This window comes from Methylocaldum szegediense (genome assembly GCF_949769195.1).
In the GTDB taxonomy this organism is placed as follows: Bacteria; Pseudomonadota; Gammaproteobacteria; order Methylococcales; family Methylococcaceae; genus Methylocaldum; species Methylocaldum szegediense.
The window spans coordinates 4,480,720-4,502,079 of record NZ_OX458333.1; the positions used below are offsets into that span (position 1 = coordinate 4,480,720).

General features: G+C 57.7%; 22 protein-coding genes. 13 read left to right on the forward strand and 9 right to left on the reverse strand.

Translation table 11 applies throughout. From position 1 onward, the window contains the following. Positions 1-219: 219 nt before the first annotated feature. Entirely contained in the window at positions 220-1,527 is a 1,308-nt protein-coding gene (mgtE, locus tag QEN43_RS19635; RefSeq protein ID WP_036268102.1) for a magnesium transporter, read from the forward strand. A gap of 30 nt (positions 1,528-1,557) precedes the next feature. Here mgtE and QEN43_RS19640 read toward each other — a convergent pair whose 3' ends face one another. Then, a complete protein-coding gene (locus tag QEN43_RS19640) occupies positions 1,558-2,343 on the reverse strand; it encodes a ceramidase domain-containing protein (protein WP_026609937.1) in 786 nt (261 codons plus the stop codon). A gap of 123 nt (positions 2,344-2,466) precedes the next feature. On the opposite strand from QEN43_RS19640, the gene QEN43_RS19645 reads away from it, so the two are divergent. Next, complete coding sequence (locus tag QEN43_RS19645; protein WP_026609938.1) at positions 2,467-2,979, forward strand: hypothetical protein; 513 nt, start codon at positions 2,467-2,469, stop codon at positions 2,977-2,979. 262 nt (positions 2,980-3,241) lie between these two features. On the opposite strand, the gene QEN43_RS19650 is transcribed toward QEN43_RS19645, so the two are convergent. Further along, positions 3,242-3,565, reverse strand: coding sequence for a PilZ domain-containing protein (locus QEN43_RS19650; protein WP_156912693.1), 324 nt, complete (start codon positions 3,563-3,565; stop codon positions 3,242-3,244). Between the two features lie 224 nt (positions 3,566-3,789). Here QEN43_RS19650 and QEN43_RS19655 point away from each other — a divergent pair, with 224 nt between their 5' ends. Further along, positions 3,790-4,011 carry a hypothetical protein gene (locus tag QEN43_RS19655; protein ID WP_026609940.1) on the forward strand — a complete coding sequence of 74 codons (222 nt, stop codon included), beginning with the start codon at positions 3,790-3,792 and terminating at the stop codon, positions 4,009-4,011. A gap of 168 nt (positions 4,012-4,179) precedes the next feature. Next, complete coding sequence (locus tag QEN43_RS19660; RefSeq protein ID WP_026609941.1) at positions 4,180-5,442, forward strand: ribonucleotide-diphosphate reductase subunit beta; 1,263 nt, start codon at positions 4,180-4,182, stop codon at positions 5,440-5,442. Positions 5,443-5,547: 105 nt separating this feature from the next. Here QEN43_RS19660 and QEN43_RS19665 read toward each other — a convergent pair whose 3' ends face one another. Next, positions 5,548-7,053, reverse strand: a complete 1,506-nt coding sequence (locus QEN43_RS19665) for a phenylacetate--CoA ligase family protein (RefSeq protein ID WP_202901095.1) — start codon at positions 7,051-7,053, stop codon at positions 5,548-5,550. A gap of 107 nt (positions 7,054-7,160) precedes the next feature. Here QEN43_RS19665 and QEN43_RS19670 point away from each other — a divergent pair, with 107 nt between their 5' ends. Beyond that, on the forward strand, positions 7,161-7,358 hold the full coding sequence (locus QEN43_RS19670; RefSeq protein WP_026609943.1) for a hypothetical protein: 198 nt from the start codon (positions 7,161-7,163) through the stop codon (positions 7,356-7,358). 149 nt (positions 7,359-7,507) lie between these two features. Beyond that, on the forward strand, positions 7,508-7,723 hold the full coding sequence (locus QEN43_RS19675) for a hypothetical protein (RefSeq protein ID WP_026609944.1): 216 nt from the start codon (positions 7,508-7,510) through the stop codon (positions 7,721-7,723). Between the two features lie 205 nt (positions 7,724-7,928). On the opposite strand, the gene QEN43_RS19680 is transcribed toward QEN43_RS19675, so the two are convergent. Continuing rightward, on the reverse strand, positions 7,929-9,890 hold the full coding sequence (locus QEN43_RS19680; RefSeq protein WP_026609945.1) for a serine/threonine protein kinase: 1,962 nt from the start codon (positions 9,888-9,890) through the stop codon (positions 7,929-7,931). 311 nt (positions 9,891-10,201) lie between these two features. On the opposite strand from QEN43_RS19680, the gene QEN43_RS19685 reads away from it, so the two are divergent. Further along, the gene (locus QEN43_RS19685; protein ID WP_026609946.1) at positions 10,202-10,816 is read left to right on the forward strand and encodes a DUF4124 domain-containing protein; all 615 of its coding nucleotides are present in this window, start codon (positions 10,202-10,204) and stop codon (positions 10,814-10,816) included. Between the two features lie 195 nt (positions 10,817-11,011). Here the strand turns inward: QEN43_RS19685 and QEN43_RS19690 are convergent, their stop codons facing one another. Both QEN43_RS19690 and QEN43_RS19695 read right to left on the reverse strand, forming a co-directional pair. Then, a complete protein-coding gene (locus QEN43_RS19690) occupies positions 11,012-11,338 on the reverse strand; it encodes a BON domain-containing protein (RefSeq protein WP_026609947.1) in 327 nt (108 codons plus the stop codon). Positions 11,339-11,543: 205 nt separating this feature from the next. Then, complete coding sequence (locus QEN43_RS19695) at positions 11,544-11,870, reverse strand: hypothetical protein (RefSeq protein ID WP_026609948.1); 327 nt, start codon at positions 11,868-11,870, stop codon at positions 11,544-11,546. A 496-nt stretch (positions 11,871-12,366) separates the two neighbouring features. Here QEN43_RS19695 and QEN43_RS19700 point away from each other — a divergent pair, with 496 nt between their 5' ends. Beyond that, entirely contained in the window at positions 12,367-13,374 is a 1,008-nt protein-coding gene (locus tag QEN43_RS19700) for a sodium:calcium antiporter (protein WP_026609949.1), read from the forward strand. 34 nt (positions 13,375-13,408) lie between these two features. Here QEN43_RS19700 and QEN43_RS19705 read toward each other — a convergent pair whose 3' ends face one another. Beyond that, entirely contained in the window at positions 13,409-14,773 is a 1,365-nt protein-coding gene (locus QEN43_RS19705) for a sensor histidine kinase (RefSeq protein ID WP_026609950.1), read from the reverse strand. Further along, a complete protein-coding gene (locus tag QEN43_RS19710) occupies positions 14,766-15,437 on the reverse strand; it encodes a response regulator (protein ID WP_317963532.1) in 672 nt (223 codons plus the stop codon). The genes QEN43_RS19705 and QEN43_RS19710 overlap by 8 nt, the downstream gene beginning before the upstream one ends. Before the next feature lie 145 nt (positions 15,438-15,582). On the opposite strand from QEN43_RS19710, the gene QEN43_RS19715 reads away from it, so the two are divergent. The 5 genes from QEN43_RS19715 to QEN43_RS19735 all read left to right on the forward strand — a co-directional run bounded on the left by QEN43_RS19715 (position 15,583) and on the right by QEN43_RS19735 (position 20,804). Next, complete coding sequence (locus QEN43_RS19715; RefSeq protein WP_317963533.1) at positions 15,583-16,947, forward strand: OpgC family protein; 1,365 nt, start codon at positions 15,583-15,585, stop codon at positions 16,945-16,947. A 120-nt stretch (positions 16,948-17,067) separates the two neighbouring features. Next, the gene (locus QEN43_RS19720; RefSeq protein WP_026609952.1) at positions 17,068-17,715 is read left to right on the forward strand and encodes a carbonic anhydrase; all 648 of its coding nucleotides are present in this window, start codon (positions 17,068-17,070) and stop codon (positions 17,713-17,715) included. A 448-nt stretch (positions 17,716-18,163) separates the two neighbouring features. Further along, positions 18,164-19,555, forward strand: coding sequence for an NfeD family protein (locus tag QEN43_RS19725; protein ID WP_026609953.1), 1,392 nt, complete (start codon positions 18,164-18,166; stop codon positions 19,553-19,555). Further along, positions 19,552-20,313 carry a slipin family protein gene (locus QEN43_RS19730; RefSeq protein WP_026609954.1) on the forward strand — a complete coding sequence of 254 codons (762 nt, stop codon included), beginning with the start codon at positions 19,552-19,554 and terminating at the stop codon, positions 20,311-20,313. The genes QEN43_RS19725 and QEN43_RS19730 overlap by 4 nt, the downstream gene beginning before the upstream one ends. 176 nt (positions 20,314-20,489) lie before the next feature. Then, the gene (locus tag QEN43_RS19735; protein ID WP_036268112.1) at positions 20,490-20,804 is read left to right on the forward strand and encodes a hypothetical protein; all 315 of its coding nucleotides are present in this window, start codon (positions 20,490-20,492) and stop codon (positions 20,802-20,804) included. An 89-nt stretch (positions 20,805-20,893) separates the two neighbouring features. On the opposite strand, the gene QEN43_RS19740 is transcribed toward QEN43_RS19735, so the two are convergent. Then, positions 20,894-21,334 (reverse strand): urate hydroxylase PuuD, encoded by a 441-nt coding sequence (locus QEN43_RS19740; RefSeq protein WP_084161822.1) that lies wholly within the window; start codon positions 21,332-21,334, stop codon positions 20,894-20,896. Positions 21,335-21,360 lie beyond the last annotated feature (26 nt).

The following is a 21,360-nucleotide window of genomic DNA, read 5'->3' on the forward strand; positions in this document are numbered from 1 at the left end:
TAGATCCGCCACGCGCGGAGGCGATACCTCTTCGCAAGCGAAGCTAGACAAAAGGTCGAGAAGATAATCCCGTGTTACGGGGATTGTTGAGCGAGACCTGGCGTGGCGGTTGTCCAAACTTTACGTGCGAAGAGTAGCTCAAGCAAAGAGATACACGAAGACCCTGGGTTTAGTACAGGGGGACGCGGAAAATGCCAACGTCAGGAACGAATTGCGGAAATGATGGATCAGCAGATCGGCTCGCTCGCCTTGGGCGAAGAAATTCCTGAGAACACGCTCGATGCGGTCAACGTGTTGCGGCGGATGGAACCGCGGCAGCGGGCGGCGGCGTTGTCGGGCTGTGCGCCCGAGGTCGCTCGGGCAGTTTTCGAGCAGTTCGAAGCACCGTTGCAGAAAGAGGTGCTGGCGTTTCTGCGCGACCATGAAGTCAATCGATTGCTGGAGGATCTCGATCCGGACGATCGGGTTCGCCTGCTGGACACTTTGCCTGAGCCGGTGGGCCAGGCGCTATTGACTCGTCTCAGCTCACGCGAACGGCGTCTGACCCGTAAATTGCTTGCATTCCCCACGGAAAGCGCCGGCCATATCATGCATCCGGAATATCTGCCGCTTCGGCCGGAGTTTTCGGTGCGGGAGTCCTTGGCTTTGATTCGGCGCGAGGGGCATGATGCCGGCACCGTGAATGTACTGCCGGTCCTGGATGCTGATGAGCGGCTGGTGGGGTTGGCGATGCTCAGTGCTCTGGTGCTGGCCGATCCGGACCAGCGAGTGGCGGACATCATGTTGTCGCAGGTACCCGCAGTGGGCCCTGAAACCGACCAGGAGCATGTGGCTCGTCTGATTCAGGAAGCTGATCTTTTGGCGCTTCCCGTGGTGGACGAGAATCGACACTTACTCGGCTTGATCACGGTGGACGACGCCATGGATGTCATTCAGGTGGAGCAGGAGGAGGATTTTGCCCGGGCCGGCGCAAGCGAGCCGGTGGATCGCCCTTATTTTTCTATCACTCTTTTGGGATTAGCTCGCGCGCGCTTAGTCTGGTTATTGCTGCTCGCGCTGGCCGGCACCCTGACGGTGAATGTCATAAGCGCTTTCGAACCACTGCTGGAGCGGGCGATCAGTCTTTCTGTATTCATACCGCTCCTGATCGGTATAGGTGGTAACTGCGGAGCCCAATCGGCGACGACGGTGGTCAGGGCGATGGCCGTCGGTGATCTTAACGGAGTGGGGCTGGGACAGGTCGTGTTTCGCGAGGCACGCGTCGGAGTGTTGCTCGGTACGGCCGTGGCTGCGCTCGCTTATGTTCCGGTGTTGCTGCTGTTCGAGGCAGGACTCGCGGCGACGGTGTCACTGACGCTGGTTGCGGTCTGTGCCTTTGCAACACTAGTAGGCTCCGGAATGCCCTTGCTGGCGCGGCGGTTTGGCATTGATCCGGCGGTCGTGAGTGCTCCGGTCGTGACGACGCTGGTCGACACCTGCGGTTTGATCTTGTATTTCCTGATCGCGAAATTCGTCATGGCGCTTTGATCGCGGCGGATCGTTCCATTTCAGAGCTTGTTAAAGCTCGTTCCAGCGGATAGGTCGCCTCTTTCTTAGGCCCAGTAGAAAACAATAGGCGGCTGACGCCGCCAAAACGTGCTTGAGCGCGTGCCCGCTGAGCGGATACAGTGCCTGGAAGATGGATTCGTCGAACAGTTCCGCAACCTTGGCGATGCCGTAGAGACCCAGTAGCGCCCAAATGTATCCCGTGCCGGTAAAGGAAGGCGGGTACAAAAGCAGTATCAACGGAATGAGCAGCATGGGCAAAAACTGGACGAGGCCGTAAGGCCGCAGATCACCGTGCCCGGCTTTTTCGGTCGCGTGCCAATACACGATTGCGGCGATGCCGAGAAGAATTAAAGGCCACAGCAGCTTTTGCCCGGCCTGATGAGAAATATATTCGCCGACGATGATGGAGAAGAATGCCATGAAGGCAACGGTCATGGGCAGGCGGTCCCAGACCAGGGTCGCATTGTTGGGGGTCAAATGGTAATACACCGACCCGGGACCGATCAGCGCGATACCGATAAAGAAGGCCAAATAACTCGGCCGGAGTTGCGCCAGTGTTCCGGCCGGCATGCCGCGGCGGAGCGCCTTGAGCCCAGCCAAACCAACCAGAAGGAAAAAAAGATTGGTTGCGACGTTCCAGAAATTGGGTACACCGAACCAGCGTTCGCGATCGGCGAATTCATGATAACTCGCGTCCTGCGAGATGGGAGGAAACAGAAACGCGCCGATAATGACGAACATCGCGGTGCCGAGAATCAAGGCTGGTTTCCAAGCGGGATGGCAGTCTGGTTTCATGCGACGAAGTTCACGAAGTTAGAACACTGGAGATGATTCACGCTATACAGTGACCGTCGGTCTGCATACTATTAGCCAACGGACGACTTTGGGCGTCCGTGCTCAGACACGAGGAGAGGTCCTATGAAAACAATAACGCTGGGTTTGCTCGTCATGCTACTTGGGGAGAGCGGCTCGACAATCGCCACAGAAGAAAGTATAGGCGCAGCGACCAAACAGCTCCTGAAAGACAGCGTCAAATCGGCTATTCAGCGGGAGACACGTGATCGGGTGCACGTGGCGGCCGAGAGCGTAGAAAAAGCCAAGAATCTGAGGGAAAGCATCGATAGAGCTTCAGCCGCATTGACTGCCGAACCCGTGGGACGCTTCGCGGGAAACGGCTTGCAGGAAGGTGTCCGCGAAGCGGCCGCCACAGCGACACGACCGGCTTCCGAGATCGTTGCGGGCCAATTGAAGAAGGTGGCTTCTGAGGCGGCCAAATCGGGCGTCAAAGCTACAGAAAACGGCATTGGCCAGGCCAAGGCGATTAATGGTCAGGTCAAAGTCGCATCGGACTCGGTCACGACAGCTGCTAAGGGCGCGAAACGCAAGGCGGCACGGCAAGCGGTCGAGAAGTTGCCCGATCTCTTGCGTTGACGCCCCTTTTGCCCTTTGCCTTTGGAGGATGTCGCAACAACAGTAGGCCGGGATGACGAAGAAATCTTCGGCGACCGGTTGAAAGTGCCGAGAATTTTTTCTCAAGCCGGCCTACATTTTCAGCCCATACGACACCCTTCTCGCAGGCAATAGGGCAGGCGTCGAATCAACTTTCCCTAGCAGAATCGCTTGTGTCAGTGGCGGCGGGAAAGCACAGGCACCGACTGGCTTTCCCAGGAACGAGCGACTGTGAACGGGCAGCCTACAGTCGGCGGAAGGCTGCCGTGGACCATAAGGTCCGTCCGAATGCGAGGCCGTATCCCTGCTGGGATTCCCGTTTGACAATCACCGGATAACGCAGCAAGCGCACGACTTTTCCCCTGACGACCGCAAACACGACCATGGCGGACGTTCCCACGGCCGTCTCAGCGCGCACGGGCGTTTGCAGAAAAAAGCCGGAGCGGCTCAGATTTTTTGTAATCCCGCGTAACGGGCTGCCGGCCGGAGGAATAAGATAGGTAAGAACCGATGACATCGAGCGCGGTGCGATCCGTCGATCGCCGGGGAAAACGGTCTTCGTTTTCATCGTATCTAGCCTTTTTTCAAATACCCCCAACAGTGAAAATTTCATCATATTTGCCAAATATTGACGAGAAAGACGTGTGAATGCGATATCCGATCGGCGTGTCGGCGGATTGAAGGCAGGTCGATCCGGAAGGTCTAAGAATAAAATGCAGACGAGTCGAGAGTTGGTTTAGACTCGAAAGCAGACTTCAGGTAATTGTGATGCTGTCACCAAGGGGTCGGATTATGGCCGAAAAACTTTTACGCGATATCAAACCGGTTTCGCCGGAGAATCTGGACGATTTGATGCTGATCATGGCCAAGAATATCGAAGAGTCGCTGTTCAAGAGCGGGGCACGTCCGGGGCTAGACTATTCCATCCTGGACCTCTACAAACTGGCTCAGCCCTTCGCCCTAGAAGTCTTCAAAAAGAACATCAACACTGTGTCCTTCAAGATTCAGTGGTAGTAGGTCGGCTCGAGAGGCAGGGAGTTTAGGGTGAAATTGTAGTCTACATATTGTGTCTATAGTCTTTTCGTGCACAATATATAGAACTTTGATTTGACGGCTGCTCGGCGATTGAGCGCCGTATAGCGATTTCTCCTGAACACCCACTGGCCGAAAAGAGGAAAAAGTATGTTGAATTGGGACGATCCCCTTGCCGGCGTTGCCGGCAAATCCGTCAAAGTCGAGCTGAATCCGAAGATGCCACTGTCGGCGGAGCTTGGAGGAGAGCCGGCAGCGGTGCGGACTGTAGGCAAGATCGTTCCTCAATTTAAGCCTGATTTTGCTGCGAAGCAATACGAGGCGGGTCAAGGGACTACGGCGTCCGGTGATGTACGGAGCGGCGCCACCGGCCTTGAGAGCATCGAGATGGGAGCCCGCCGCATTCAAGTGGATGACAAACAGATCATCAATTGCCGCGCCGATCTGAATCAGCTCGTGCCTTTCAAGTACCGGTGGGCCTGGCAGAAATATTTGGATGCCTGCGCCAATCACTGGATGCCGCAGGAAATCAACATGAACGCAGATATCGCGCTCTGGAAGAGCGCCGACGGACTGACCGAAGACGAGCGCACCATCATCAAGCGGAACCTCGGATTCTTTTCCACGGCCGATTCCCTAGTAGCCAATAACCTGGTACTGGCGGTGTATCGGCACATCACCAATCCGGAGTGCCGCCAATATCTACTGCGGCAAGCTTTCGAAGAAGCGCTGCACACGCACGCCTATCAGTACGTGGTCGAGTCCCTGGGCATGGACGAAGGCGAAGTGTTCAACATGTACCGGGAGGTGCCGGCCGTGGCGCGCAAGGCGGAATGGGCCTTGCCGTTCACCCAGTCGCTGGGTGACCCGACGTTCCGGACCGGTACGCCCGAGGGCGATCAGCGCCTGCTTCGGGATCTCATCGCTTTCTACGTGATCTTCGAGGGCATTTTCTTCTATGTCGGTTTTACCCAAGTCTTGTCCATGGGACGGCGCAACAAGATGACGGGTACCGCCGAACAGTTTCAGTACATCTTGCGCGATGAATCGATGCATATGAATTTCGGCATCGATGTCATCAACCAGATCAAGATCGAAAACCCGCACCTCTGGAGCAAAGACTTCCAGGAGGAAATCATCCGCATGATTCGCGAGGCGGTGGACATAGAAACGCAGTACGCCTACGACACTATGCCGCGCGGCGTGCTAGGGCTGAATGCCGGCATGTTCAAGGATTATCTGGAATTCATCGCCAACCGGCGTTGTGCTCAGATCGGATTGCCGGAACAATACCCCGGTGCGAGCAATCCATTCCCTTGGATGAGCGAAATCTTGGATCTCAAGAAGGAAAAGAATTTCTTCGAAACCCGCGTAACGGAATATCAAACCGGGGGCGTTCTGAGCTGGGATTAGTCACGACCCTGGCCGGGGGAGGGAGCATGCTTCAGCCGTGCATCCCGGACTCGGCGACGTAGTGCCACAGGACTCGCGTTACGCTGTGTAAGGTTGGGTGAAGCGTCACCGCCGGGTATACCGGTGCTTCACTCCTGCCGGGAAGTATTCGGGATCCTCGAACGGCCGCAGCGTAACCTGAGGGAGTTGTTTATCCGGCGGCGTGTAATTGGCGAATTCGCTATTGAGGCGCAATAACTGCGCTTTGACCGATTCCGCGATAATCCGGCATTTTTCATCGTCGGCCGTGGCACCGGGCAGAAGCTCGACGGTCACGCTCAGGTATTTGTTCCCGTCTGCCGATTCTTTCGTTTCCAGCACGAACTTGCCGGTTACCCACGCCATGATGTCCGGTCGCTCCAGACCGACTGCCACATTCTCGGGATAGATATTGGCGCCGTAGAATGACACGGTGAAGTCCGCGCGGCCGAACACATAAACGAAAGGCAAGGGCCTATAGGACAGGCTTTCATCCAAACCGTAATCGGTCAGCGATGCGACGCCCCAATCACGGAGGAAGTCGCGCATCTCGTGATAGGCGACGAGTCCGCCTTTATCGGCGATGTGGTAGCGGACCAGCGGCACTCCGTTGTCGCCTGAAACGATCAGCGTTTCTTCATGGACCTCGAAAAAGCGGCTGATCGGGTCGTACTGGACCAAGGTCGGAAGGCGCGATTCGCCGAAGAGTTCCCTGGCCGCTTTGGGGTGATCCGCCAGAAAGCGGCGGATAGCGATGCTCAGGGGCGTTTCGTTGCCCAGCACCCCGGCGTCCGCCGTGCCGTAGAGCGAGGCCGAATCGTAGCAGGGTGCTTTCGAGCCGACTCGTTCTCCGAGCAGGCTTCGCCATTCCTCGCTGAACACTTCACCGGCAAAGACCATATTTACCCGATAGCGCTGCCATTCGATGCCGGCGATAAGACCCGCATCGACGACATCCTTGACGAATGGCGGATAGCCGAGGAGCACGGTTTGCTCGAAACTCGGCGAGAGTTCCTGGATGACCCGAAAGATTTCTTCCTTCTTGTTGCCCGGCGTCGCCACCATAAGCGGATAGCCTTTGGCCGCGAGATGCCAAGCGCAGGACGTGGTGTAGAGTCCGCCCACCCAGTTGCCTAGGGCGAAGCAAATCACCGCCAGGGTGCTGCGTTGATGCGCCCTGAAGCTGTCGCGGAAGATCTGCTCAAAGCGAAGTGCGATTTCCAGTTCGTCGACCGCCGACCGCGGCCAAAACGTGGGCCTCCCGGTCGAGCCCGAGGAAACCGCGACCCTGTCGCATTCCGTCAGGCGGCCATTGCGGCAGCGCTCTGCCAGCGGGTAGACGTGTATGTAATTCGGCTTGTTGATCAGGGGAAGCCGCTGAAAATCAGCGAACGATACGACCGTCTCCGGCGCGATGCCACGGGCGTCGAGAAATGCCCGGTAAGCCGGGACATGGATTGCCGTTCGATGGAAAAGATTCAGCACGACCGCTTCGGCGTCCATGGCGAGCCGCTCGGCCATAAGCTCGTCGAGCGATCTGAACAGGAATCCACGGAACCGGTCCTGGATTTCAGAGGAGCGATGGGGCAACACGGGTTGTCGCGAAGATTAAAATATGTGGATTTGAATTATGATCTCAGGTTGCCTTCGGCGCCACACCCACAAGGCTTCGTTGCCGCGCCTGAGTTGGATGTGAGGTGATGAGCAAGGTTTGGGTCTTTCAGCAATCTACACTGGATAACGCATTGGACGAGTGGGTCCAGGAGCAGATCGATCACTTTCCGCATAAGGAGGAATTGATCCACACTGTGGCGCTGGCCATGCGCGACTTCCTCCATTCGCGGCAAGTGGCCGAACATAAAATGATGATGAACCTTCCGGACAAGCCCCCGTTCTGAGCGCCTGGTCGCCGTACAGCGTTCGGTGCCGCAACGGCTCAACGGTTCGGAAACCAGCAGGCGAAAGCGGAGACTTGACGTTCATTCACCGATCTGTTTCAGTTGGTCGGACAATCATTTCCGTTCCCGCTTGCCCGGAAGGAGGCGATATGCACGGTTTGGCCAGATCGGCGATACTCTTGCTCGCTATAGCGAGCGGAAGCGTATGGGCCTACGGCGGTAAGGGAGGCGGAAGCAGCGGTTGCGCCGAGCCTAAGTTCTTCGAGCCCAATCCGACCGGCGTCGTTCCCAAGCTGGCCGAGTTCGCGTTCATCGCGTCGGATAACACCGAAAGCGATACCCTCACGGTTGAAATCAACGGCTAGCCCGTTCAGCCGGTAATCGACCGGCGAAGGAACGGGGACTGGCAAGTCAAGGTCGTTCCGCCCCAGCCGCTGACCGAGCCTGGCCGGGTTCGAATTGCGGTCAAAGCGAAGAGCCGGGATGGATGTTGGGGCTTTCAGCCGTACTACGTCGAGGTCAAGCCGTGAGTTTCCGCCGGATGAACTGACCCAAGTACTTTCGGCGGTCTCATCCCCACTTTTCCAGTACCACGACCTTCCACGAGCGATTTTTGGTGGGCCGCGCTGTTTGCCAGGCGGCGATGCGGTTGGACGCTTGGCTGTTTCCGTGGGCCGGAGTATGGTAATAGCCAATCCCGGCCTCCTGGTCGGCGATTTGTCTAGGGAGTTGGCGCAGTTCCGGAATTTCGTTGAAGCGTTCCTCGCGGAACAGGTTTTCCCCGATTTCGTCCGTATCCGTGTCGTATAGGATGAAACCGCTGTCTTCAATGATCCATACGGTCCTTTGCCCAGTCTGGAGTCCAGCGGGTAATAATCGTCCCAGGAACTCGGCGGGCTTGAGGCGCGCGGAAATAAAGCCCTGTACCTGCCGGCCGCGTTTCATGGGCAGAGCGAGCGTGATCGCGTCGAAACCTTGGGGCGTCTCGTAGACGCGGCTCAATGTAGGTTCTCCGGAATCTGCCGCCGGAGCGCCGGATTCGAACCGGAAAGTGTCGGGGGTAACTGTGTCCGCGCTTTCTGCCGGAGCCACGGCGGTAATGGTTCCCGCTGCAAGCACAGAAGCAAAGAGCTCCACCTCGGGATGGCGGGCCAGCAGCGCGCTCAACGCTGGCGCTGCGATTTTGCCGTTGCCGAGATTGCGGATGGAATTCCCGATCTCCGCCATATCATTCTTGATCGCGTCTATGGCGTTGACGATGTCTTCTGCGATTTGGTCGGCGGCGGTCAGGTTTTCGTTGGATATACGGGTGACGTCGGCGAGAGCCGACTCGGCTCGTTCGCGGGCTTGAAGCGCGATATGGCGCTCAGCGACGGCCACTTGCTGTTCTTTCCTGGCATCCATCGCGAAATGGACGGCAAGCACCGCGCCGGCTGCGATCGCGATCATCACGGCAAGCCCGGCGGAAAGCGCCGCCTTGTTGCGGGCGATGAAACGGCGCAGCAATTCGCGGCGCGAATAGGCGTAAGCGCTGACCAATCGTCCGTCGCGGAAGGCGCGTAACTCCTCGGTCAGTTCGGCGGCGTCTCGGAATCGGTGAAGCTTGTCTTTCGCCAAGGCCTTGTCGCAAATGGCGATGAGCTCGGGCGGTGCAGAAGCGGGGCCTTTGCGTGCCGAAGGTAGAGGCGTTTTGGATTTGAGTTGTTCGACGATGGACGAAAGGCTGCCTCTTAGCGGCGGTCTTCCGACCAAAATGTGGTAGAGAATGCAGCCTAGCGCAAAGACGTCAGTCCGCGCATCCACTTCGCCGAAATGATGATCCACTTGCTCGGGCGCCATGTAGGCGGGTGTTCCGAGAATTTCTCCCACTTGAGTGAGCTCCTCCTCACTGGCGTCCAGCGTTGCGGTCGGCGCGGCTCGACGGATGACGTCGGCTTCGATGCCGATCTTGGCGAGACCCCAGTCCAGGATAATGGTCTCTCCGAATTGCCCCAGTACGATATTGCTCGGCTTGAGGTCTCGGTGCACCACGCCCTTGGAATGAGCGTAGGCCATGGCCTCGCAGACGTCGATGAGACGATCGAGCAATTGCAGACGTTTGGCGAGCGCCTGCTCCGGCTGTTCCGAATGGCATGCGGCGAGTGCTTCGGCCAAGGTCTGCCCGCGCACTAGGCGCATGACGTAATATGGCGTGCCCTGTGAAGTGGTCCCCATTTCGTAGACCGGCACGATGCCGGGGTGCTCCAATCGTCCCGTGATCTGAGCCTCGCGAAGAAACCGGCGCCGGATTTCGGGATCGGCGGTTTCGTCCGATGTGAGCATTTCCTTGATGGCTACTTGGCGTCCGATGCGTTCGTCGAAGCCAAGCAGAACCCGGCCAACTCCGCCCTGGCCCACTGTGCCGCACAGCGAGTAATAGTCGGTGAATCTGTAATCGGCTTCGGATCGCTGTGCGTTTTTACTTTTTCCGGCGGCGAAACGGGGGGACAGCACCGTGTAGTCGTCGAGGTCGGCGTTATCGATCGCGCTCATTTTCCAGTCGTATTGAGTTCTGAAACCCTAAAGGAGGCTCTCTGAGTGGATTGATTTCGCTCATGCAAGTCGGCAGGCTCGGGACATGCCGGTCGAAGGGTTCACGGCGAGCAGCCTACTGAGATAGATCTTGATCCGAGCTTCCTAAAATGTAGTCGGTCATCGGCTATGGGACAAACCGGCCTCGAGAGGATGGGGCGGGCACAGCGGTCGTGCCGAGTCGTCGAGGGCGGGCGCGGAAGAATCGAACGGAACAGGGGCGACTTGGGTCTAAGGTCGGGTATTTTGCCGAATCGAATGGAAGTCGCGATATGGATACCAAACATGTTTCCGGCAGCTCAACGGCCTGGCTGGAGAAAAAAGAGATGGGGAAGGACGTTGTGGTAGGCCCAGCGAAAGGGTCGAGCCTGACCGGCCGTATTTTGTTCTGCCTACTTGTGGGCGCTGCCGTGTCGTGGGATGGGTCGCTGCAGGCGGCAGAAGTTTACAAGTGCCGAACCGACACCGGGCTGGTCTATACCGACGAGCCGACGTCTGATAGTTGTCGCCGGCTCCGGCTCAAGGTCGGCAAACCGAATCCCGAAGCCATCGCGCGACTGGAGAAATGGAAGGAGCAGCGGGCTGCGGAGATCGCCCGGAAAGCCTCAGAAACACGTGAAGAACGCTTAGTGCGTGTCCGCGAGCTGGAAGCCTTGGCGGCATGGCAGTCGGCGCGGGCTGCGGTAATGGAGGCTCAAGCCGCTCGATACTGCCAGTACCCGCAACCGATCTATTTTCCGGCGTGGACCTTTCCGGTCACGGGTCCCTTCTTCCATGATTATTCGAGTTTCAACGCATATCCGTACTGGTATGGGCGTGACGAAAGCCACCACTTGCGACACGGTATGCCGCCCGTTCGACTGCATTTCTCCCGAAAGTGGCGGTGAAGGGAACCTCTCGGGTCTTCCGAATTCGGCGGCGTGTTTTGGACTTCAAGGTAGCTCTGAACAAGCCGATTCGGTTCATGCCCTTCGACGAGCCTGTCTTGAGCGAAGTCGAAGGGCCTGTCCTGAGCTGAGTCGAAGGATTCAGGCCAGTCCTGTCGAAAGACCTAATCAGATCCTTTTCAAGGAAAGCTTTCCCTAAAACGGCAACTCTTCGCGTTTTTCCCTTACGCGAATGTTGTTTTCGACCGATTTGACGCCACGCACGCCGCGTGCGATCGCTTCGGCGTGGCGGCGCTGATCCTTGTCGGGCACGAAACCGTCGAGCTGTACACGCCCACCATGGCTTTGTACCTCGATGCCGAGACCGCCGACGTAAATGTCCTGCAAGAGCGCTGCTTTGACCCGGCTTGCGATGGTGATGTCGTCCGCATCAGCGCCGAACGCCGAAGTTTTGTTGGCAGAGTCCGCGCAGCCGGTCAGGAAAAGCGCCGTGAGAGCCAGCAAAAAATATCGCCGCTTCATTTTTTCGCTCTTGGTTCGGATGGGAAGCCGTCACCAAGCCCAAATGCCCTTCTGACTAACCAACGGACGGATCGGACGCTCATGTCCGGCCGTGTTTCAAGCCTCGCACCCGGTTACCTGAATGCTCGATTCTCAGACCAGGCCCGCCGTATCGCAAGATACCGTACCAGCGCCGGAGCAAGGCCGCAAATTCGGAGGTGGAAATCTACGGGTTTTCGTTGCCTTCCATGCCGGAATTTCCCCCCGTCCCTTGCTCGCCCTCAGGTTGTTGCGGCTCCTCTGTCTTCGGCGGCTCTGGCTCAGGCTGGCGTTCGCCTTCGGGCGGCTGGCTTATAGTCGGCTTCGCTTCGCCTTCCTTCGGCTTTCCCTGGTACGGTTGAAAGCCCTCCCAGCCAGGATAGGACTTATCACGTTCGGCTTCCGCGACGATGGTCCGCTCGGTCACGGAACTCCGAGCCGCCCAGGCCGGATAGTAAACCAATAACATGCTGGACACCGTTAGCCCGAGCGCGATAGAGAATGGGATGCGCATCGCTTTTCTCCTATTTCTTTTGCGGGAACCGGCTGAAACATTTGCCTGCGGTACTTACAAGGAACGCACAAATTCGCTCCTGCACGCGCCACGTGAGACTCCGGCCCGGAAAATGTTCGACGGCATTGAACAAATTTGAGTAATAACACGGACGTCGAAGTCGGTCTCTATGGAATATTACTTATGTGGGGAACGCCGGCCACTAGATAGAAGCAGAGAAGAGACGGATTGCGATGCTGTGGGGCAACCCGCTGTTTTCTGTCCGGCCGTGCGCCGCCAAGATTCGGAAGCTTCAGTATTGTGGCCGCTTTGGGTTGCGGCTCGAGTACAATCGATCGGAGCCTTCTCAAAAGACGCTATACTCGGGCGTCTATGGCAAGGACTTTGCCCCGTGGCTTCGAAGATGGCTTTGTGCGGCGTAAGCGTTGGGGCTTTCCGGAATGGCTCTCGTAAACTCGCGCGAAACATCAATCGGCGAAACATCAATCGATAGCCCATGATTCTCAATGTTTGGACGGAGTTCGCCGTCTGCTTTGTCTTGATCGCCTATGCCGGAACGAAGCTTTCGTTGTACGGCGATGTCATCGCGGACAAGACTGGACTTTCGGGGAACTGGATCGGACTGATCATGCTCGCCACGGCGACGTCCTTGCCCGAGTTGATCACTGGGTTAAGCTCGGTCGCTCTGGCGGAGGTTCCGAACGTCGCCGTGGGCAATATCCTTGGCGCTTGCGTGTTCAATCTGACGTTTCTGGTCATAATCGATTTTCTTCACCGCAAGGAATCGATTTATCGTCGCGCCAGCCAGGGTCATGTTCTTTCCGCGGGTTTCTGCGTGATCATGATCGGCCTGGTCGGCTTCAATGTTCTCCTGGGCCAGAGAAACGGTTGGGCAATTGGGCATGTCGGGATTTATTCGCCGGTCATTGTGTTGCTGTATGTGATCGCCATGCGTTCCATTTTTCTTTACGAGAAGCAGCAGATGATCGAATACGCTGAAGACGTAACCGATCGCTATGCTGACCTGTCGCTGCGCCGCGCCATCGTGGGTTATGGATTGGCGGTGGTGGTTGTCGTTATTGCCGGGGTTCGGATGCCGTTCATAGCGACCGAACTGTCGTCGACCATGGGATGGCACACATCCTTTGTCGGCACGCTGCTGGTCCCCGTCGTGACTTCGATGCCCGAACTCTCGGTCACTTTGGGGGCTTTGCGGATCGGGGCGCTCGATATGGCGATCGCCAATCTGTTGGGCAGCAATCTTTTCAATATCGTGATCGTCGCGATAGACGATCTGCTTTACCAACCAGGGCCCTTGTTATCTTATGTTTCGGTGATACATGGTGCGTCGGCCATGTCGGCAGTGATCATGACCGGTCTCACCATCGTGGGTATCCTGTATCGTCCGCAAACCCGCGTGCTCAAGACCGTGGGGTGGATCAGCCTGGGATTGTTCACGATCTATCTGCTCAACTCGACGGTGCTCTATTTGTATGAGGAGTGACCGGCCCGAGGCTGGCTCCGATATTCGAGCGGCATCAAAAAAGAATTTCGATCCGTGCTCCGCCCAGTTCGGAACGCGACAAGCGCACACGCGCGCCGTGCTGCTCGGCAATCTCTTTGACGATCGCGAGTCCTAGCCCGCAGCCGTCGCCGGGGCTGCCGGGAGGGCGGTAGAACCTTTCGAAAATCCGATCCGCCTCCGACTCCGGAATGCCCGGTCCGTCGTCTTCCACAACCAGAGTCGGCTTGGGACTGGCAGCGACTCGTACCACGATTTGCCCGTTATCGCGTCCGTAGCGGATGGCGTTGTCGAGAAGATTGTTGAGCGCCTCGCGAAGCAAGGTCTCGTCGCCCTGAACCAACACCGGCCGAGGACTACCTTCGAAACTCAGATCCATATTGCGTTGCAGCGCTTTGGGGGCCCAATCCATGCATGTGTCTCTCGCCACGGCGTGGAGGTCCACGCGCGAAGCGGGGTGCGAGCCGCCCAAGGCGGTTTCCGAGCGTGCCAACGCCAAGAGCTGAGTGCTCAATCGCGACGCTCGGTCGGCGCCGTTCCGGATCTGGGCGAGGGCAGGGCGCATGCTCGCGAGGTCGGTTTCCCGCAACGCGCGCTCCGCCTGGACTTTCAGTCCCGCCAGTGGGGTTCGGAGTTGATGCGCGGCGTTGGCGATGAAGCGCTGTTGGGCGGCCATGGCCGTGGACAGCCTCGCGAGCAAATCGTTGATGGTACGGGTCAGTGTAAGCACTTCCTGGGGCACGCGCGTGTCCGGGATGGGTGTGAGATCGCGCGGCGAACGTTGGGCGATTTCGCGAGCCAGGGTGTTCAAAGGCCGCAGTCCGCGGTTGATGCCCAGCCAGATGTACGATCCCGCTATGCAGACCAGCAGGAGTTGTGGTACCAGTTCGGCCAGGAGAATATCCGTCATCATGCTTCGCCTTTTCCTGACGGTCTCGGCCACTTGGACCAAAACCTCCTCGGAACTGTCCTTCGGCGCGGTGAGCATGGAAACCACGCGGACCCTCTGTCCCCGGATCGCGCTGTCGAAATACAGGGGCTGTTCGCGAACGGAGGCGAGGTCCGGCGGCGGCGGGATGCGATGGTCCCCGGCCAGGAATCCACGGTGGGGCGATTCTATTTTAAAAAACGTTTGATCCACCTCGTCCCATTGGAAAATCTCCAGTGCGGAGGGGGGCAGCTCGAAGGTCAGCTTCCCGTGCTGGGCTTTGACCTCCTGCGCCAGCGAGCGCGCCGAGTCGAGCAGCCAGCGATCATAAGCAGCGTTGGCGTAGTGTAGCGCGATGTAGTAGGAAGCCATGGCGTCGAGCACCACGAAGAGCGCGAGAGGCACCGCTAAGCGCAACAGAAACTGGGTCCGGAGACTTTGGACTCTAGCCATCGATGTCTTTTTCCAACAAGTAGCCGAGGCCGCGAACGGTCCGGATTTTCACGCCGAATGTTTCCATACGCTTGCGCAGCCTGTGGATGTAGACTTCGATCGCATTGTCGCCCAGTTCTTCGTTTCCTGCCGATAGGCGCTGGGCGATACGATCCTTGCTAACGACCCGTCCGGCGTGAATCAAGAGCGCTTCGAGCACGCCATATTCCCGGGCGGACAGGATGATCGGTTCGCCGTCCACCATCAATTGGCGATTCTGGGTGTCCAGAACCAATCTCCCAACCTTGAGTTCGCCGAATCCTCCGTAGCGGCGTCGGAGCAGGGCGTGGATGCGTGCTTCCAACTCACGGAGATCAAAAGGTTTGACCATGTAATCGTCCGCGCCCCATTCGAGGCCTTTGATGCGGTCCTCGAGGGCATCGCGCGCAGTTAAGACCAGTACAGGTATGGAATTTTTCCGGGCCCGCAATCGTCTCAATAGTTCACAGCCCTCCATGTCTGGAAGGCCCAGGTCGAGAATGGCCAAATCGAAATTTTGAGTAAGCAGCGCGGATTCGGCATAGGCGCCTGACGGCGCCGTGGTGACCGTGTAGCCGGATTGGCCGAGCACATGGGTCAGCCCATCGGCCAGAACGGTGTCATCTTCTACGAGCAGGATTCTCATATATTGAACAGGCGTGAAAGGTTTGTGAAAGGTTCGCACTATATAATGGTTGGTTATCGCGGCCGCGCCGAAGGAGCGCTAAGCGTTGAGTGTCGAGGTCAGCGTGGAGCCCGCGCATATATTTTGTTGACAGATTGAGGTTCCGATGGCCGGACAAAACCAACAACAACGAAACCTGACGCTCGATTTTTTTCGCGGTCTCGCCCTGCTGATCATTTTTATCAACCACATTCCCGCCAACGAACTTCTTTTCTTCACGCCTTCCCGTTACGGTCTGAGTGACGCTGCCGAGATCTTCGTGTTTCTTTCAGGTTATGCCGCGGCTATTGCCTACGGCCGCAGTTTCCGCACCGCCGGATTATGGCTTGGCAGCGTTCGGGTGTTTCACCGCTGTGCCCAAATCTACGGCGCCCACCTCTTCTTATTCATGCTTCTTGCGGTCATTTGCGTGTTGGGCAATACCGTTTTCGGGGAGCCAGATTATATCCACCGCCTGAATATCCGATATTTTTTCGATGACACCCAGGAGGCACTCCTCGGACTCGTTTCCTTACGTTATGTTCCGAATTATTTCGATATTCTGCCGATGTACCTGGTGGTTATGTTGTGGATACCGGTGGTGTGGGGCTTGTCCCGCATCCACCTCGCGCTCGCCCTGGCTTTCCCTGTCGGCGTTTATACCGCGATGTGGCAGTACGGGTTGGAACTCTCGGCGGATTTGCACAGCGATCGGCCTTGGTTTTTCAATCCTTTCGGATGGCAGCTGATGTTTTTTACCGGGTTCGCTTTCGGCTCCGGCTGGCTGAAACCGCCCCAGCACGGACCATGGCTGGCGGCGATGTGCGTTTCCTTCGTGATTCTGGTTTTGCCGCTAGGGCCCGAGCCGGCGTTGCGCCCCACCGAATTCCTGATTCAGCTTCATGCAACTTTACAGCCGTTGCTGGACAAGACTCATTTCGGACCATTACGGTTGGTCCATTTCCTCGCTTTGGCCTATCTGGTCACGATGTTCCTCCGGAATCGGGAGCATTGGCTGCAGTCTAGACTCGCGAAGGCCATTATCCAAATGGGGCAGCAGTCACTGCCGATTTTCATTGTGACCATGGCTCTTTCTTATGTTGGCGGCATGATGCTGGATCAATTCGGTCACGGGGTCGCAGTACTCGCGGCCGTGAATCTGGGCGGCTGTGTGTTTCTGCTGCTAACCGGGAGCGGAATGGCGTGGCTGAAGTCTGCCCCGTGGGAACGGTACGGCGCGCACGAAGCTTTATCGGCCACTTCGTCCGATCGGGAGAGCGGCTCATTTTCTTCGGCTCTTGCTGCATGGCCCGGACGCTTGAAGCATGCTCCCGCAATGGTCCTTGCGAATGTCGTCGCCGCCGTACCTTTATTGATGTCGGAAAAGACGGCAAGCGCCCATCATTCCTTGGTGGCCATGCGTGGGACGAACGGAATATCCGCGCAAGATCGGGTAGTCGACTCGAAGAATGAGCACCCGAACATCAAATGACGGTCTCAGGCGGTGAGACCATGACCTCTCGGCCGCGAACGCAATCGAAAACGCAGCATCGACGTTTCGACGGGTCGATTGCCCTGAAACGGCGAACAACAACCGTTTGAGGAGGAAAACATGAGACCTTTCGAGAAGTTATTGCTGGAAAACAAAGCTTGGGCCGAAGAACAGAGGATTCGGGACCCAGGGTATTTTTCACGTCTCGCTAAGGCCCAGACACCGGATATCCTCTGGATCGGCTGTTCCGACAGCCGGGTTCCGGCGGAGATCATCGTCAATGCCCAGCCCGGCGAGATTTTCGTGCATCGAAATATCGCTAATCAGATCATCACCACTGATTTCAATAGCCTGAGCGTGATTCAATACGCCGTCGACGTGCTCAAGGTCAGCCACGTGATCGTGTGCGGACATTACAATTGCGGCGGCGTCAAGGCAGCCTTGAGCCCGCAACGTTCGGAACTCTTGATCGTCAACAAATGGCTGATGCATATCAAGGACGTCTATCGGCTGCATCAAGGCGAAATCAACGCGCTTCAGAGCGACCAGGAGAGGGCGGACCGGCTGGTGGAGCTCAATGTCATAGAACAGATTCAGAATCTCGCCCACACCTCGGTGATTCAGCACTCCTGGAAGCGCCACCTACGCCCGGTTCTGCACGGATGCGTTTACGGCCTCACCGATGGCATCATCAAGGAACTCATTCGTCTTCCACCCGAGACGCTGATTCATCCGATTTATCAATATACGGACTTGCCCGAGACCTGAAGACTCGGCTCGGCCGTTTACTCAGGAACCCTACGGCCCGACGACTTTCGGGCTGTTCGCACGCTGTGCCTCGGGTACGGCGCATTTGCCGTGCGAGAACCGTTAGCGGTATAAGGGGGTCAGAGGAGGAGAAGCATCGGTCTTGGAGCCGGGCTCGGTAGGCCATTCGCCCTGAGCCTTTTTCCTCGGACCTGTCCTGAGCCACGTCGAAGGGCCTGTCCTGAGCTTAGCCCCGTAGCCCGGATGGAGCGAATGCGGAATTCGGGACAAACCGATCCTCGATCTCCCGCATTCCACTGCGCTGCATGCGGGCAACGAGCTGAGCTTAGTCGAAGGGTTGGAGATCTACCGGGATCGGCTTTCGCAGGCTCGCGTTGGCGCCGAACGCTTGCCCACGACCTCCGCCTCGGGAGGTTCGAACACATTTACCGGGAGTCGCGGAGAACAGATGTTGCGAACTATCATCGTCGCCTTCATCGGGTTATGGCTACTGGCGGGGATTGCCGGTGAAGCGCAGCAGGCGCCAGAACCTCCGACTTCGCAGCCGAAGGTGGTCGCGCAGTTGACGATCGACGGCCCTATAGGGCCCGCTACCAGCGATTACGTCGATCGCGCGCTGAAAGACGCCGAGGCCCGCAACGCGGTTCTGGCGATTATCCGAATGGATACGCCGGGCGGTCTCGACACAGCGATGCGCGAAATCATCCGAATGATCCTCGCTTCGCGCATACCGATCGCGACCTATGTCGCGCCGAGTGGAGCCCGAGCAGCCAGCGCCGGGACTTATATCTTGTATGCCAGCCACATCGCCGCCATGGCGCCCGCCACCAATCTCGGAGCGGCCACCCCGGTCGCCATCGGTGCGCCGGGACGAAACGATGACAGGCCGGGACCTGCGGAAAAAGACGAGCAGGAAACGCCGCGCGACTCCGGGGATGCCATGGCCAAAAAGATGGTCAACGACGCGGTGGCTTATCTGCGCGGCCTCGCTCACCTTCGGGGCCGAAACGCCGAATGGGCCGAGAAGTCCGTGCGTGAAGGGGCCAGTCTTACCGCTGAGGAAGCGCTGAAGATGCAGGTCATCGACCTCGTCGCCCCCGATGTTCCCGCATTGCTGTCCGAGTTGCAGGGGCGGCGCGTGGACGTGCTCGGCCGTACCGTGACACTCGATTTGACCGGGACGACCGTAGAAACGATTGATCCCGATTGGCGTAGCCGCCTCCTCGCCGTTATCACCAATCCCAATGTCGCCTACATTCTGATGATGATCGGGGTGTACGGGCTCATTCTGGAGTTGTACAACCCCGGATCGATCGTGCCGGGTACAGTGGGCGTCATCTCGCTGTTACTCGCGATGTATGCTTTTCAGGTTCTCCCAGTGAATTATGCCGGCCTCGCCCTGATCATCGTCGGAATCGGTCTGATGATTGCCGAGGCGTTCGCGCCAAGCTTTGGGGCCCTCGGATTGGGCGGCATCGCAGCCTTTATCGCCGGCAGCGTGATCCTGATCGACACCGAACGGATGCCCGGTGCCGGCCTCAGTTGGGCGGTGATCGCAGCATTCGTCCTGTCCAGCCTTATGTTCTTCGGTGTCGCTATCAATCTGATTCTGAGATCGCGGCATAAGCCTGTCGTCACCGGACGCGAAGAAATGATCGGTGCCGTCGGGACGGCTCTCGAAGACTTCCAGGATCTAGGCAGAATCCAGGTCCGAAGCGAAATCTGGACGGCGCGGACCACGATGCCGGTGCGCAAGGGCCAACGCGTCCGGGTACAAGGGCTGGATGGGCTGATCCTTAGCGTTACGCCGTTGGAAGAACGAAAGGAGCTAGAGTCATGATCACCACCTATTTCGTCGTTTTCCTCGCCGTCATCATGTTGATGTTCCTGCTAGCGGCGATCAAAGTGTTGCGTGAATACGAGCGGGGCGTCATCTTTCTGTTGGGCCGGTTCTACAAGGTCAAGGGCCCGGGTCTCTTCATCGTCATCCCAATCATTCAGCAAATGGTCAAAGTGGACCTTAGGACCATTGTGATGGATGTTCCGACGCAGGACGTGATTTCGCGCGACAACGTCTCGGTCCGGGTAAACGCGATTGTCTTTTTTCGTGTGATCGACCCGGCAAAGGCGATCATCCAGGTGGAGAACTATTTCGAGGCGACCAGCCAGCTCGCGCAGACGACCTTGCGGTCGGTGCTGGGCCAGCACGAGTTGGACGAGATGCTGGCGGAGCGTGAAAAGCTGAACATGGACATCCAGAGTGTGCTCGACCAGCAGACCGACGCTTGGGGCATCAAAGTGTCCAATGTCGAGATCAAGCACGTCGATTTGGACGAAAGCATGGTGCGGGCTATCGCGCGGCAGGCGGAGGCCGAGCGGGAGCGCCGTGCCAAAGTGATACACGCCGAGGGCGAGTTCCAGGCCGCACAGCGTTTGGTCGAAGCGGCTCGAACGCTGGCGCAGTCCCCGCGAGCCATCGAACTTCGCTATCTCCAAACCCTGACCGAGGTTGCGGGCGACAGATCCTCGACCATCGTGTTTCCGCTACCGATGGAAGTCCTCAGTGCCTTCAAGAGCGGGGAGCCGACGGCATCCTGATCCGGTGGCGTTCGCCCGAACTCGACGCAAGCGGCGCTACGCGAGAAAAGAACAATACCGCCACTCTTTTCGGTTGTACCCCTCGGTAGGATAATCCCATTTCGCACAAGCAGAGCTTGTGCGAGTCGCGGCTCCGTCGCGACCCTTTCCGACCATTCCAGCGAGGTGCTACTGATATGCCATTATTCATTTCGATCTTGCTTACCCTCGGCATCGTCTATTGGTACTACCGAACCGCAGAGCGGATGGGACTCAAGTCGCTACACTGGGGGGTTGCGGGAGCCATTGCCTACCAGGTGCCGGCCTGGGCATGGATGCTCTTGGTGTCCAAGCCGTATCTGTCTTCGCTTAGAGGAGTGGCAAAAACGGGGATGTCGTCCTTCCTGATCGGCCACTCCTGGATTCTCGTGGGGGCACTGTGTGCCCTTGCGGTTTACAAATTTTTTCTGCTGAAGGCCAACGTTCGGGCATCGTCGGGGGAACAATTTTAGGCCGAGATCGTACAGGCAGCGTCGGACTCGAGATTCGGGAAGAGGGATTCCGGGCGTTCGACCGGAATCCCTTTTCGTTTGATGGGCCTTTACGCCAGATTTTGTGCGGCGACCATGAAATAGAGCATGGGGATCGAGAACATGGTGTTGAAACGGCTGGTCAGCATTGCTGTCCGCGCTGCCGTCTTCTTTTCGTCATCCGTGGCTTCCACCAGACCCAGGGCCTTTTTCTGATTCGGCCAGATGATGTTCCACACGTTGTAAGCCATGATTAGGCCAAGCCACATTCCGATTCCGATGTAGGTCTCTGGTCCGCCTTTGAAATAACCGAAGAGCAGGGCTTGGAGGACATAGCCGTTCAAGGTTGCCAAGATGAGTCCGGTCACCACCGTGGACAGGGCAGCCCAGCGGAACCAGAACAAAGCTGCCGGGGCGATGACTTTGCCGATTGCCGGTTTTTGTTCGTCAGGAATCTTCGGCATCGACGGAATCTGGACGAAATTGAAATACCAGAGCAGCCCGATCCACATGACCCCCGAAATAACGTGCAGCCAGC